Origin of the sequence: Parafilimonas sp. (genome assembly GCF_047606085.1) — a bacterium.
GTDB lineage: Bacteria > Bacteroidota > Bacteroidia > Chitinophagales > Chitinophagaceae > Parafilimonas.
On record NZ_JASGEX010000117.1, the window covers coordinates 1 to 14735 of the forward strand.

The following is a 14735-nucleotide window of genomic DNA, read 5'->3' on the forward strand; positions in this document are numbered from 1 at the left end:
TGATATTATTGTATTGTTGTCCGACTAAATAATTTAAAATCTTGTATTTCAATGTTTGACCTCACCCCAACCCCTCTCCAAAGGAGAGGGGCCAGAACCCGCTCTGACAAATGGTTTCAAGAGATTCGATAATTTTTATCCGGACAATGATGATATTATTGTGTATCCTGCGCACGGCGCCGGCAGCGCCTGCGGCAAGAATATGAGCAGGGAAACAACCGATACGCTGGGCCATCAGAAAAAAGTAAATTATGCTTTGCAGCCAATGGCGAAAGATGAATTTATAAAAGCCGTTACGAAAGGCCTTGTTACGCCACCGGCTTATTTCCCGCTGAATGTAATGATGAATATTCATGGCTATGAAAGCATTGATAAGGTGCTTGAAAAAGGACAGCATGCATTTGATCCCGATGCATTTGAAACCGCGGCCAACGAAACAGGAGCTTTGGTATTAGATACAAGAGACCCGCAAACTTTTGCAAAAGGGTTCATCCCTAACTCTATTAACATTGGTATTGACGGCAGCTTTGCGCCATGGGTTGGCACCTTAATTCCCGATATAAAACAGGAAATTTTATTAATAACGGATGAAGGCCGCGAAGAAGAAGTAATAACGAGGCTTGCCCGCGTGGGTTATGATAATACTATCGGTTATTTAAAAGGCGGTTTTGAAGCCTGGAAAAAAGCGGGCAGGCAAACGGACAGTATCCGTTCCGTTTCTGCAGATGAACTGGCAGATGCCATGCAAAAAGAAAATATTGAAATTATTGATGTGCGCAAAAAAAGCGAGCACGACAGCGAGCATATTATGGAAGCGGAAAATGTCCCGCTTGATTTTATAAACGACAGCATGGCGCAACTTGACAAGAACAAAACCTATTATGTGCATTGTGCAGGCGGCTACCGTTCCATGATATTCAATTCAGTTTTGCGGGCGCGTGGGTATGATAAATTAACAGATGTGCAAGGCGATTTAAAGCCATAAAGGAAAGCGGCAGATTTCATTTAAGTGAATTTGTTTGCCCAACGACACAGCTATAAAACATCTTCATTAAATATAAAACAACTGTTGAATGAAGATGCTGCAATATAGATGTAAGAACGCTATACAAATTTAAAAGGGCCTATTTGCCCGGCTGATCCGGGCGCGGATTTTTGCCGGCGCCTGGCGCTTCAAAATTGTCTGGCGCCGGCATTCACCATTCACAGTTACTATTCCATTCTCAAACTTTTATCCCGATATTGCTTCGCTCAGCCCAAATCTTCACATTATTCCGCTATTCGCTCCGCAATGCCTCGACCGGATTGGCGGTTGCTGTTTTGATGGATTGAAAGCTGATGGTCAGCGCTGCGATTACTACAACCAATCCGCCGGCTGCTATAAATATCCACCACGCAATATCAATCTTATAGGCATAATTGTTTAACCAGCTATGCATGGCCCACCATGCAACAGGCGATGCAATTACAATAGCTATGAATACCAGTTGCAAAAAATCTTTAGACATTAATTGAACAATATTACCCACCGATGCGCCCAACACTTTACGGATACCAATTTCCCTGGTACGCTGCTCTGCGGTAAACATTACCAAACCAAGCAATCCCAGGCAGGATATGAATATGGCGAGAAATGCAAAGGCATCAGAGAGCTTGCTTAAAACCTGTTCAGTATTATATAACTGTTCATATTGTTCATCTGCAAATGAACAGGTAAAAGGAAATTCAGGATTCAGTTCATGGCAAAGTTTTTTAATGGTTGCAATGGCCTCACGGGTTTTGCCGGCTTCTGTGCGCACCAGAATGCTGCCATATTTTTCCCTGTTGCCAAACTCTATAACCATTGGTTTTATTGTTTCGTGCAGCGACCTGAAATTGAAATCTTTTATCACACCAATTATCTGCCCGCGGTGGCCATTCACCGTGATGTATTTACCTGCCGGGTTTTTATAATTCATATCCCTTGCTGCTGTTTCATTTATTAAAAAGCCATCTTTATCAGTAGGGTAATCTTTTGAAAAGTCACGGCCTGCTGCCATTTGAAGCCCCATTGTTTCTATAAAATCATAATTCACTTCAGGATGTTCAACAGATATCATTGTTTTCGGATCCCGGCCTTCCCAATCAACATTGTTGGTCCATTGATCAAGAAAAACAGGATTATCTGATAACAGGCTTACATTCTTTATTCCGGGTAACTGTAATGCTTCAACTTTAAATGTTTGATATCTGTCAATGAGTTCGCCTTCAACCGGTATGTATAAAAGATTTTCTTTGTTATAACCAAGGTTTTTATTTTGAATAAAATTGATTTGCCTTGAAATAATGATGGTACCTATAATCAAAATCATAGAAAGCACAAATTGAAGCACGACCAACCCTTTACGAAACCATACCGCACCAATGCTAAGCTTAGTAGCACCTTTTAAAACTTTAACCGGACTGAAAGAAGAAAGATATAACGCAGGATAACTGCCTGCAATAAGCCCTGTGAAAACAGTAATAGTGATAAGGCACAGCCAGAAAAATGGCTGTTGAAAAGGCAACAGGATTTGTTTTTGCGTAACCTGGTTAAACACAGGCAGCGTTAGTGTAACCAGCAATAAAGCAACAACAATGGCACAAACAGTCAGCAATAGCGATTCAGCAATAAATTGCTTTATTAATGCCGAACGGACTGCGCCAATCACTTTTCTTACGCCAACTTCCCTGGCACGATTTACAGAACGTGCCGTAGCAAGATTCATAAAGTTGATGCAGGCAATCAGCAATATAAACATGGCAATAATGGTAAAGAGATGCACATATTCAATACGGCCGCCTGCAGCTTTTCCATTTTCAAAATGATTGTGCAAATACACCTGATCATATTTTTGCAAACCCAGTTCAACATGATAAGCAGCGCTGCTGTCGTTTGAATATACATTACGGAAGTTGGTGAGTTTTTTATCAACAACAGCAGGTGGTTGCATTGTAGTGAAATGAAAAATCAAAAAATTTATTTATCCATAAACCTTTTAAAAAAGGTTGCATGATAAATAACAATACAAATGAAAGCAACAAAGCAATGAATGAAGTAAAAACAGATTCAGTAATAAATTGCAGGAACACTTGTTTACGTGTTGCGCCGGATACTTTTCTTACACCAACTTCTTTTACTCTTGTTAATGATCTTGCCACAGAAAGATTGGTGTAATTAAGACAAGCACATAACATTACCACCAAACAAAGCACAGCTAAAAAAATCAAGATCACGTTGGGTAATGCTGTTGTTGTTTCGTTGGAAACAAGTTCGCCGGGAATACTTTTAAGTGCTGTTGGAGTAAACACAAAATTGCTTCCGTTACTTGTTGGATATTTTTTTGAAGCAATAACATTTAACATCGCTTGCAGGTCAGTTTTGGTTGTTCCCTTCTTCAATAATACATAAGTATAATTCGTCCCAACATTATCCCAATCGTTAGGTGCAGCATCCAATAAAGAATCTTTTGCAAGATTATTCACCGTGCTTAAAGATGCCAGCATTTTAAAAGGTAAACTTGTTTTGCCGGGATTATTTTTCAACACACCAGTTATAATAAATTGTCCATAGGTTGAATTTTTTGAAGTTGACTGATTGCCTGTAACACCTGTATGATTAAGTGTAATTACTTTGCCTATCGCGCTTTCATCTTTAAAAAACTGTTTGGCTATTTCATCTGAAATGATCAATGAACGTGGCTGCGTTAAAGCAGTTGCCGCATTGCCTTCTTTTAATTGGTAATCTAAAACTTTAAAGAAATTTTCATCAGCAAAATAACCATCGCCGGCAATGCTTTTATCATTATAAAATAAATCGCCGCCAAGGTTTCTGAACAAAGCAGCAGAAGCTTCTACTCCGCTATAATTTTTTAATTCATTCGCTAACGGAAACGCTGATGTAGCAGTTGGTTTGTTACTATTGACTTTGGCATTTGTATGAATGCGGTAAACACGATCATGATTGGATATAAAATCATCATAACTATGTTGATCATTGATGATGAGAATGATCAGCAAACAAACAGACATGCTTACTGCAAGCCCGAAGATGTTAATGAATCCAAAGGTCTTGTTCCTTAAAAGATTTCTCCACGCAGTTTTTAAATAATTTTTAAACATTGCTCAAGTTTTTACATAAATAAATATTGTTCATTGGTTAAGTTGGAATCAATATTTTATTCTCAGTTATAATGATTATGATGTTTAATCTCTATCATTCCGTTCTTAAGCTCTTCACGGGGTTGGCCATCGCTGCCTTTGCCGATTGAAAGCTGATGGTGATTACAGCAATCAAAACCGTTGCAATGCCCGCAATTATAAATACGCCTGCACTGATATTTATCCTGTATGCATAGCCCTGCAGCCATTTATGCATGGCCCAGTAAGCAACCGGAACAGCAATAAAAAATGCGATTAAAACAAGTGACAAAAATTCTTTTGATACCAGCAGCAAAACATGCTGTACAGATGCGCCCAACACTTTTCTTATACCTATTTCTTTTGTGCGCTGTTCAATAACGAAAGCGGATAAACCAAATAAACCAAGCCCTGCAATGATGATGGCAATAACAGCAAATGCAGAAAATATTTGCTGTGTCCTTAATTCACTTGCATACAAGGCGGCAAAATTATCATCAAGAAAAGTATAGCTTAAAGGTCCCTGCGGATTAAAGGCATTCCATTTTGTTTTAAGGTAATTTAAAAAACCGGGAATGTCATTTGTTTTTATTTTAATGATAAGCCCGCCGTAATTGTTGCCAAGCATCATCATTAAAGGAGCAATTTTTTGCTTGGCTGATGTGTAGTTAAAATCTTTTATAACGCCAACAACTTTAAATGCTTTCTGCCCTGAACGCACAATCGTTCTGCCAACAGGGTCAGTCCTGCCCCAACCTAATTCACTGGCAGCAGCTTCATTAATAACAACGCTTTGGGAATCTGTTGCAAAAGCCCGGGAAAAGAATCTTCCCTGTTTCATTTGCATGCCCAATGTTTTCAGGTAGTCATAATCAACATTGTAAATGTTCATGTGAATTTCTGTGCCGTTGCCATTCTCATTTACCGGATGCACCTGTGTTCCGTTCATAAGGCCGGTTCCCGGGGCAGACCAGGAAATGCTTGCCGCAACAACGCGGTTATCTTTCAGCAGGTCCTGTTTAAAAGCATCCTGGTTATTGCCCAGCAGCCTGGCATCCTGCAAAAACAAAACCTGCTCTTTGTCATAACCAAGCTTTTTGTTTTGCATATAGCTTAATTGCCGGTAAACAATCATGGTGGCAATTATCAATGCAGTTGAAACAAAAAACTGGAACACGATGAGGCTGCTGCGCAAAATGTTTTTTTGTTTGCCGGCGCCTGTTGAACCCTTTAAAACCTTGACAGGATTAAATGACGATAAAAAGAAAGATGGATAAACGCCTGCAACAATACCCACAAAAAATATCAGGGCAAGCATGCCTGCTATGGCCTTATAATTTAAAAAAGAACTGATCGTTATCTGCCTGCCCGAAAGCTGGTTGAAATAAGGAAGCAATAAAATAATGAAGGCCGCTGCAAGCAGCATAGCGCAAAAGCTCATTAATACAGATTCAGATAAAAACTGTTTTATTAATTGAAATTTACCTGAACCCATTACTTTTCTTACGCCTACTTCTTTTGCTCTTTTTACTGAACGCGCTATGGAAAGATTGGTAAAGTTTACGCAGGCAAGCAATAAGATAAACAAGGCCAGCGCGGAAAAAATATAAACATACTGAATGTCGCCATTGGGTTCCAGTTCATACTTGGTATGGGAATATAAATGAATATCAGTAACAGGCTGTAAAGTAAAAACAAATGTGTTTACAGATTTTTGCGCCTCGGCCAGGCTGATGCCCATATCACGCTGTATTTCGGGCACAACATATTGTGCAACGAGCTGCGGAAACTTTGCTTCCAGCTTTTTGGGGTCAGCGTTTTTATTGAGCAACAGATAAGTAAATATGCCAAGGTTGCTCCAGGTTGGGTTCGTTACATGCCATGTAGAGATGCTCATCAATGCATCAAAGTGAAAATGCGAATTGTCCGGCACTTTGTCAAACACGCCTGTTACTTTATAAACCGCATTATGTAAACCAATAACGATTGATTTGCCCACCGCATCTGCATCACCAAAATATTTCTTTGCAAATGCTTTTGAAATAACAACACTGTTCGGCTGAACAAGCGCTTCTTTATCACTTCCCCCAGTTAAAGGAACAGAAAACATTTGCAGAAAATTACTATCGGCAAAAGCAAGCTTATCTTCTTTAAACTGTTTATCATTATACTTTACAAAATCTTCTGCAGGCGACATTCTTGTAAAAGATTTTATTTCGGGAAAAGCATTTTTCATTCCTTCACCCACAGCAAAATCAACGTTGGGATAAACAGCCACATCGCCGTTGCCGGTAACGTTTAAGTTAACGCGATACATATTATCTGCTTCAGCAGCATACCGGTCATAACTCAATTCATTATACACAAATACGGCTATCAATACAAAGCAGGTTAAGCCAATGGCCAAACCAAAAATATTGATGAAGGAAAAAGCCTTGTTCTTTGTAAAATTCCGCAAAGCGGTTTTCACGAAGTGCCGTGCAGGGAAATGATTTTTAAGCATAGAAGATGTTTTTTGGCTGCAGGCTACAAGCTGTGAGCTTTAAGCCACGAACTGCGAGCCTGTAACATTACGTTGTTTAATTTGCTATTCTTATTATTCATTACTGATTCAATGTCGTTTATTTAACCTTGTTTGACCTCACCCTAAATCCCTGTCTGCCGCCAGGCAGGCCTCTCCAAAGGAGAGGGACTTTACAAACGTTCCTTAAGGACAGGACACAAGACACCGTTCACTATTCACTTTTATCATTCGCTTCGCAATGCTTTCACCGGGTTGGCCATCGCTGCTTTAATCGCCTGTACACTTACGGTGAGCAACGCAATGAGTATTGCTGTTAAGCCGGCTAAAGCAAACATCCACCACTGAATGCTGATGCGATAGGCAAATGCCTGCAACCATTGATTCATCGCCCACCACGATAAAGGAACAGCCACGGCCAATGCCAGCACAACCAGCAGCACCATATCCTTTGTTAACAATCGTACAATCCCTGTTACCGAAGACCCCAGTACCTTACGTATGCCGATTTCTTTTTCTCTTTGCTGCGTTGCATGCACAATCAGCCCGAAAACGCCCATAGCTGCAACACATAACATTAATATGCTGAACAGCATAAAAAGCATTTGCTGTTTATACTGCACTTCGTACTGTTTTGCCAGCATATCCGTTACCCATTGCACATCAAACAAACGGGCAGGATACACCTTTTTCCAGGCGTTGTGTATATCCTGTACAATGCCCGGGTTTGCTTCCGGATTAATACGGATAAATAAATTGGAATAATCAATATTGTCATCGGCAAAAATCATTGTAGGGCTAAGCGGTTGAAAAAGCGATTCCCGGTGAAAATCTTTTAAAATGCCCACGGGTTTAAATCCTATATCTTTAATAGTTGCATCTAACCGCTTCACGCCTAACTGCCGGGCAGTGGAAGCTGTAACCAGTACAGGCAGGTTGTTTTTATAAGCGATGTATGCATCTTTATCCATTTTCATTGCAGAATCCTGGTCGTAATGATCGGTTCCGTAACCCGGCTGCAATAGCCTGCCTGCCTGAACCTGCAGCCCAATTGTTTTGGGAAAGTCAAAATCAGCAACAATTTCACTAAGCTGTACTTTTTCTTCTTTGTTCAGCGGATTATCCAGCATGGAATACATAGTTGTAACACCTGATTCGGGATACCATCCTGCAAAACTTACACTGTTCACGCCCTTTATTTTCAGTAATTCATTTTTCAGCACCTTGGCTTTACCTTCCCAGGTATGTAAGCCGATATATAATAAATTATCTTTTTGATACCCGATATCTTTTTTATTGATATAATTCATTTGCCTGTTGGTAATAATTAAAGCGGCAAGCACTGATATGGTTATCACAAACTGTACAAAAACCAGCGCCATCCGTACACTGGCCGGGCCCGCAGAAAACAGCTTTGAGAAGCGGCCCCTGAGATTATTCACCGGGCGAAAACCCGATAAAACCCATGCAGGGTACAGGCCGGTAAGTATGCTTAATACAATAATGACTGCCAGGCACAACAATAAAAAATGACTATCTGAAAATAATGTTGTTTCCAACTGATGCCCTATGAACAATTCCAGGCGGGGCAATGTGACAGAAAATAACAATAATGCCAATGCTGTAGCAATAAAAAAGTACATCCCTGATTCAACAAGAAACCCGCAGACCAGTTGTTTTCTGTCAGCACCCAGTATTTTACGGATACCTGTTTCCTTCAAGCGTTTAAACGCACGGGCTGTTGTGAGGTTAATAAAATTAATACAGCCAATCAGCAATAATAAAATGCCGGTACAGCCAATAATATACACATTCCGGTAACTTCCTTTTACGCCCGGCTCTGTATCGAAATCAGAATGCAGGTACACGTCTTTCAACGGTTGCAACTGTATAGACCTGTAGGCTGCAGCCTTTGTTTCCATATAACCGGCATACCATTTATTTATTTTTGCTTCAAATAATTTGGGGTTGACATGCGGCTTTAATAAGAAATAAAACTGCGTATAGTTTCCGTTGCCATTTTTATCCAGTTCTTCTTTTCTTGCCCGTTCCAGTTCTATGGCTTCAGCATGGAAATGTGTGTTGGAAGGAATATCTTTTATTACGGCAATGATGTGATAGGCTTTGGGCTGTTCTTCCCACGTAGGCATATTATATATGGCTTGCCCTACCGGGTCTTTACCTTTAAAAAGTTTATTACGCAAACTTTCCGTAATAATCAGGTTATTTTTCTCACTTACCAGTTGGGCATTGCCTGCGATAAAATTAAAATCAAAGATTCCCGTTAATGAAGAGTCGCCCCTGATTGTTTTTATTTTTATACCATCTGTATTATTTTCATTTGTATTTAAGTCTAATTCTGACGGAGCCGCCATTGCAAAACTTTCCAGTTCAGGAAAGCGTGTTTTTAAAGCTTCCCCAAGGCCTGCCGGCGAAGAAGCGGAAAGCATATAACTGCTTTCAGCCATTTTTCGCTGGTAAAGCACACGGTAAATATCGTCGGAGCGTTTCCAGAAACGATCGTATGATAACTCGTCCATAACAAAACTGAGCACGAGCATACAGGCGCATAAACCAATGGTTAAGCTGAGGAGGTTAATAGAAGAAAACAGCTTATTTCCTGTAAACGTTCTCCAGGCTGTTTTCACGAAGTGCCATGCAGGGAAGTGGTTTTTAAACATTGACCACGATTTATATGATTTAACTGATTAACCGATTTTTTTATTCACGTTTCACGATTGACGTTTCACGTATATCATTCCGTTCTCAAACTCTTCACCGGGTTTGCCATCGCCGCTCTTATTGCCTGGAAACTTACCGTTAGCACTGCTATTAATATGGCTGTACTTCCTGCTATTAAAAATATCCACCAGCTTATATTAATTCTATACACAAAATTTTGCAGCCATGTGCGCATAGCCCACCATCCAATGGGCGATGCTATCACTATCGCGATAAGCACAAGCTTCACAAAATCTTTCGATAACATGGTTGTAATTTGAGTAACGGTAGCGCCCATTACCTTTCTTATACCGATTTCTTTTCTTCTTTGTTCCGCCACAAAGGCAGCAAGGCCAAATAAGCCCAACGCAGAAATAATAATGCAAATGCAACTGAAAAGCAATGCGAGCTTTGAAACTTTCAAGTCATCTTTATACAAATTATCAAATGCCTGGTTCATGAACTGGTATTCAAACGGCGCATAGGGAATAAATTTCTTCCATGTGGCGGCAACAGCATCCATTGCCTGTGAAATATTGCCGGGAGCAATTTTTGCAAAGAAAACCGGTTCCCATTCATCACCATTGTTATTGGCTATTACCATTGGGCCAATCTTGTTATACAGCGAATTGAAATTATAATCTTTTATCACGCCAATTATTCGCCCGGTATCGCCTCCGCTTTTTGCAAATACCTGTCCGATGACAGGCGGATGTATGCCTAATTCCTTTACAGCCGTTTCATTCAAAATATAATTCTTTTTATCAGAAATATCATTGTTAAACCACCTGCCCTCTCTCATTTGAAAGTTGAATATGCTTTTGGCTTCAGGTGTAACAAATAAACGAGCCACCTGAACGCTCAGGCTGGTGTCCATTCCCGGCCAATACCAATTCCCGGCTCCGCCTGAATTCATATTACCTTCAATAGAAGAATTGGCAAGCGCAATGCTTTGCAGGGAACTGCTTTGCTGTAACTCATTTTTAATGGCCTGGGAAAAGTCATTCACTTTTTGCTGGTCATAATTCATTTTCTGCAAAGAAGAACTGGGCAACTCAAACGAAACTACCTGGCTGCGGTTGTATTGTGCAGCAGAAGTTTGGGCAAGGCGCATCTGCTGAAAAATAACAACGGTGCCGATAATGAAAACCACGCCTATTATAAATTGAAACACCACTAATCCTTTACGGATCAGTATATTTTTAAATTTCAAAATCGTGTAGCCATGCAGGTAATACAAAGGCTTAAAAAGCGACATGGTTAATGCCGGGAAAACCCCATTCAGCAGTGTTGTAAACAACAATGTACCTGATAGCACCATCCATAAAATTCCGGAGCTGGCTGATAAACTGAAATTAGTTCCGGTAAGGTTATTGAATATGGGCAAAGTAACCCGTATAATTATAAATGAAATAAACAATGCCATCAGGCACAATAAAAAAGACTCTGATAAAAACTGCAGAAACAATTGTGCACGGCTGCCGCCAATAATTTTCCTGATGCTTATTTCTTTAGAGCGGCTATTGGCCTTTGCAATACTGAGATTTACATAATTAATGCTGGCCGTAATTAAAAGCAGTACCGCCAGCACGCTAAAAACAAATATTGCTGTATGGCTGCCCCTGCGAAATGCCGGGTCGAATGATTTTGTATCGAAATGCAATTCATGCAAAGACTGCACGCCGATTGAGAAATCTGTTTTCCCGGATGCCTGCTGTGAAAGGGCCGTGGCATTTTGTGCGAATGAAGCAGCATTGGTATTAGGGAAAACTTTTACAAAAGTGCGATAGCTCAAATTGCCCCAATTATTATCTGGTTGCCGGTGAGCAAGCCTTGCAGCCATTGGCACAAGCATATCGAATTGAAGGCTTGAATTAACAGGGTTGTCTTCTGCAATCGCTCTTACCTGGTATAAAGTTGTATCTAACTTTACAATTTGCCCGACAGGGTTTTTGTCGCCAAACAACTGCTTAGCTCTTGACCGGGTAAAGATGAGCGAAAATGGATTTCTGTTGAATGCATTAATGTCCCCGCCTATAATTTTATAATCAAAAATTTTAAACCAATCGCTGTCAACAGCTGCCCCTGATCGCTCGTTAAACAATTGCCCGTTTACATTCAGGGCACTTTTCCACACGGCCATTCTTGCAACGTTTTTCACATATCTGCTACTGTTAAGCACATCTGCCACAGGCAAAGAGGTAAGCGGGCTGGGCTCATTATCCATATTAACTTTCGTCTGAACCAGGTAAATATCTTTTGCATCTTTATGATAATCGTCAAAACTTAATTCATTCTGCACCCAAAGTGAAATAAAAATAAATGCCACCAATGCCACAGAGAGGCCAAACAAATTAATCAGCGTTATGGCTTTATTGCGGAATATGCTCCGCCAGGCGGTTTTTAGATAGTTTTTAAACATAATTGTATGTTTTAAGTTGTACGTTTTGCGTTATAAGTGAGCTGTTAGCCTTTAGCTAACAGCCAATGGCTAATAGCTTTTCTTCATTCCGTTCTCAAACTCTTCACTGGATTAGCGATTGCTGCTTTAACAGCCTGGAAACTTACCGTTATCAATGTAACCAGCAATGCACCAACGCAGGACACGATAAATACCCACCAGCTTATATCTGTTTTATAATTATAATGCTGCAGCCATCCGCTTACATAATACCAGGAAAGCGGGATAGCGATGAAGCAGGAAATACCTACCAGCAATGCAAATTCCTTTGACAACATCTGCCATAAATTAAATACGGAAGCGCCCAACACCTTGCGCACGCCAATTTCTTTTTTGCGTTGTTCCGCAACAAACGATGCCAGCCCGAATAAACCAAGGCAGGAAATGAATATGGCAAGAATGGTAAAGAACGTAGCCAGCCTGCCTACCCGCTGTTCATCAGCAAACTTCCTGGCGTATTCTTCATCGTTAAATGTATAATCGAATGGTGATGAAGGATTATATTTCTTAAACACCCTTTCAATCTTTGCAAGTGCATCTTTTACGCCAATGCCCGGCTTTATTTTTATGGAAATCACATTTGCCCAATTGGGATCGTATGTGAAAACAGTTGGCGTTACAGGCTGATAAGGGGATTCCATCACCATATCTTTTATCACACCAACAATTATGTAATTCCTGTCGTTCAACTGTATCGTTTGCCCAACAATATCACGCTTCATATTAATTTGCTTAACAGCCGCTTCATTCAGTATCATAGCCAAACTATCTGTTGCAAAATCTTTGGAGAAATCACGGCCTTCTTTTATTTGCCAGCCAATAGTTCTGCCAAAATCAACCGTTACACCAATCGTTCCGAATGAAGGCAAAGTATTGGGATCTTTACCCTGCCAGTTAAAGCCGATCTGGTTGGAATAAACCGCCGTTGTCGGGCTTGATGATTCAGCCATATTTTCAACAGCGCCGGTTGCAATCAGGTCGCTGCGGATAGCGTCGTAATGGCCATACAGGTCGGGCGTTGTCATAGGTATGGTTATTAATCCTGCCTTATCATAATTCACCGGCCTGTTTTGCGCAAATTGAATTTGCTTATACACAATGATGGTTCCTATAATTAATGCAATGGAAAAAGTAAACTGTACTACCACCAACACTTTGCGTGGCAACGATGCATATTTGCCTACGCGGAAGGTGCCTTTTAAAACTTTTATCGGTTCAAATTTGGATAAATACAATGCCGGGTAACTGCCGGAGATAAGACCTGTTATTAATGTAAATGTAACGGCAAGCAGCCAGAAAATACCATTGCCCCAGGGCAGGCTGATATTCTTATCTGCCAGTTTATTAAACATAGGGAGCAGCAAAACAACCAGCAGTATGGCCAGCACAAAAGAAAGGAATGCTACCAGCACAGATTCGCTTAAGAACTGGCTTACCAACTGGCTTTTTACAGACCCAACCGTTTTGCGTATGCCCACCTCTTTAGCCCTTTTCTCGCTGCGGGCGGTAGATAAATTCATGAAGTTGATGCAGGCCAGCAGCAATACGAATACGCCAATTACGGCAAACAGCCACACAAACTGTATGCGGCCTGTTTCCGCTTTGCCATCTTTAAACTCGCTGTATAAGCGCCATTTATCCATGGGATGTATAACCGCTTCTTCCACGCCATCAGTGGCCGCGTTTTTATGCGCCATTACCACATGCTTAATTTTAGCTGTAAGCTTTGCAGCATCAGCATTATCATTTACCTGCACAAAACATTGCCAGGAATGGTTATTCCATTGTGTTGCTGCCTGCTTCAGCCAGTCTTCGGTAGTAATGTATTTTTTCCAGGGCAGAAAAAGTTTTGCATCGTATAAGGTGGTGTTATGCGGAAAATCATCAAACACACCAGCCACTTTAAAATCATATTTGTTATCAAAGCGTATGGTTTTGTTGATGGCGTCTTCATTGCCAAACAAAGATTTTGCTATAGAAGCGCTTATTAAAACAGAAGAAGGGTCGTTCAATGCATTGATTTTTCCTTTTATCATTTTCAAAGAAAACATGGAAGGGAAATTACTTTCCACCCACATACCCTGCCCGGTGATTTTCTTATCGCCAACGCCCAGCACATGGCCAAAATTCCAGGAGGCCATGGATACATTTTTAAAGTCGCTGCCGTATTTGCTGCGTAATTCTTCCGCCGTCGGCATCACTACCGCCGGGCCTGTTTGTTTATTCCCATCGTTATCAATAAAGGTGGTCATCAGTTGTGCAAGCTGTTTATGGTTGGCATGATAACTATCGTAGGTAACCTCATCCCATATCCATAAACCAATCAGTATAGCTACAGCCATGCCTGCTGCAAGGCCAACAATATTAATGGCAGAATACCCTTTGTTTTTAACAAGGTTGCGCCAGGCCACTTTGAAGTAGTTTTTAAGCATAAGAAGATGTATGATGTATGATTTGATGATGCCCTATTCCTGTAAACCCAATTCCGGAACGCGCCTGCTTACAGGCAATAAAATGAAACAAGCACAATGCCACGGTAAAAGTGATTTATTTCCAGCCCATTATAAAAACAATGTCAGCATAAACTGTACGATATCGTACAATGGATTAGCTGTTTGCGTACAGTAAGCGGAAATGGCTGCCTTACCGCAGGGCAGACGCATTAAAATTTTAAAGGCATAAAAAGAAGCGTAGCTTCGAAAAAATATTGTAAAAACGGGTTTCAACCCGTTTGAAACCACCAAAATGTTGTTGAGAGCCATCGGCTCGTTACATTATGCATCCCCGAATAGTCGGGGCAGGCTGTGCCGCTGGCACTTACCTCTATCGAAATTCATCTATAACTGTGCTAAAGCACGGCTTTACAAAATTGAA

Annotated in this window: 7 protein-coding genes; 1 reads left to right on the top strand and 6 read right to left on the bottom strand. The window is 40.7% G+C overall.

Annotation, left to right across the window (positions count from 1 at the left end; genetic code table 11):
* Window positions 1-55 precede the first annotated feature (55 nt).
* The gene (locus QM629_RS10275) at window positions 56-985 is read left to right on the top strand and encodes a rhodanese-like domain-containing protein (RefSeq protein ID WP_415159776.1); all 930 of its coding nucleotides are present in this window, start codon (window positions 56-58) and stop codon (window positions 983-985) included.
* 292 nt (window positions 986-1277) lie between these two features.
* Here QM629_RS10275 and QM629_RS10280 read toward each other — a convergent pair whose 3' ends face one another.
* The 6 genes from QM629_RS10280 to QM629_RS10305 form a co-directional block, all read right to left on the bottom strand.
* The gene (locus QM629_RS10280; protein ID WP_415159777.1) at window positions 1278-2972 is read right to left on the bottom strand and encodes an FtsX-like permease family protein; all 1695 of its coding nucleotides are present in this window, start codon (window positions 2970-2972) and stop codon (window positions 1278-1280) included.
* The gene (locus QM629_RS10285) at window positions 2950-4140 is read right to left on the bottom strand and encodes an ABC transporter permease (protein ID WP_415159778.1); all 1191 of its coding nucleotides are present in this window, start codon (window positions 4138-4140) and stop codon (window positions 2950-2952) included. Before QM629_RS10285 ends, QM629_RS10280 begins: the two co-directional genes overlap by 23 nt.
* A gap of 94 nt (window positions 4141-4234) precedes the next feature.
* Window positions 4235-6661 (bottom strand): ABC transporter permease, encoded by a 2427-nt coding sequence (locus QM629_RS10290; RefSeq protein WP_415159779.1) that lies wholly within the window; start codon window positions 6659-6661, stop codon window positions 4235-4237.
* Window positions 6662-6906: 245 nt separating this feature from the next.
* On the bottom strand, window positions 6907-9360 hold the full coding sequence (locus QM629_RS10295) for an FtsX-like permease family protein (RefSeq protein WP_415159780.1): 2454 nt from the start codon (window positions 9358-9360) through the stop codon (window positions 6907-6909).
* A gap of 74 nt (window positions 9361-9434) precedes the next feature.
* Window positions 9435-11822, bottom strand: coding sequence for an ABC transporter permease (locus QM629_RS10300; RefSeq protein WP_415159781.1), 2388 nt, complete (start codon window positions 11820-11822; stop codon window positions 9435-9437).
* An 83-nt stretch (window positions 11823-11905) separates the two neighbouring features.
* The gene (locus QM629_RS10305) at window positions 11906-14293 is read right to left on the bottom strand and encodes an ABC transporter permease (RefSeq protein ID WP_415159782.1); all 2388 of its coding nucleotides are present in this window, start codon (window positions 14291-14293) and stop codon (window positions 11906-11908) included.
* Window positions 14294-14735: the final 442 nt, after the last annotated feature.

What these genes read in the sequence shown, in the direction of transcription:
- QM629_RS10295 (WP_415159780.1), bottom strand. Translation starts at nt 9,360, where the DNA reads ATGTTTAAAAACCACTTCCCTGCATGGCACTTCGTGAAAACAGCCTGG.
- QM629_RS10285 (WP_415159778.1), bottom strand. Translation starts at nt 4,140, where the DNA reads ATGTTTAAAAATTATTTAAAAACTGCGTGGAGAAATCTTTTAAGGAAC.
- QM629_RS10300 (WP_415159781.1), bottom strand. Translation starts at nt 11,822, where the DNA reads ATGTTTAAAAACTATCTAAAAACCGCCTGGCGGAGCATATTCCGCAAT.
- QM629_RS10290 (WP_415159779.1), bottom strand. Translation starts at nt 6,661, where the DNA reads ATGCTTAAAAATCATTTCCCTGCACGGCACTTCGTGAAAACCGCTTTG.
- QM629_RS10280 (WP_415159777.1), bottom strand. Translation starts at nt 2,972, where the DNA reads ATGCAACCACCTGCTGTTGTTGATAAAAAACTCACCAACTTCCGTAAT.
- QM629_RS10305 (WP_415159782.1), bottom strand. Translation starts at nt 14,293, where the DNA reads ATGCTTAAAAACTACTTCAAAGTGGCCTGGCGCAACCTTGTTAAAAAC.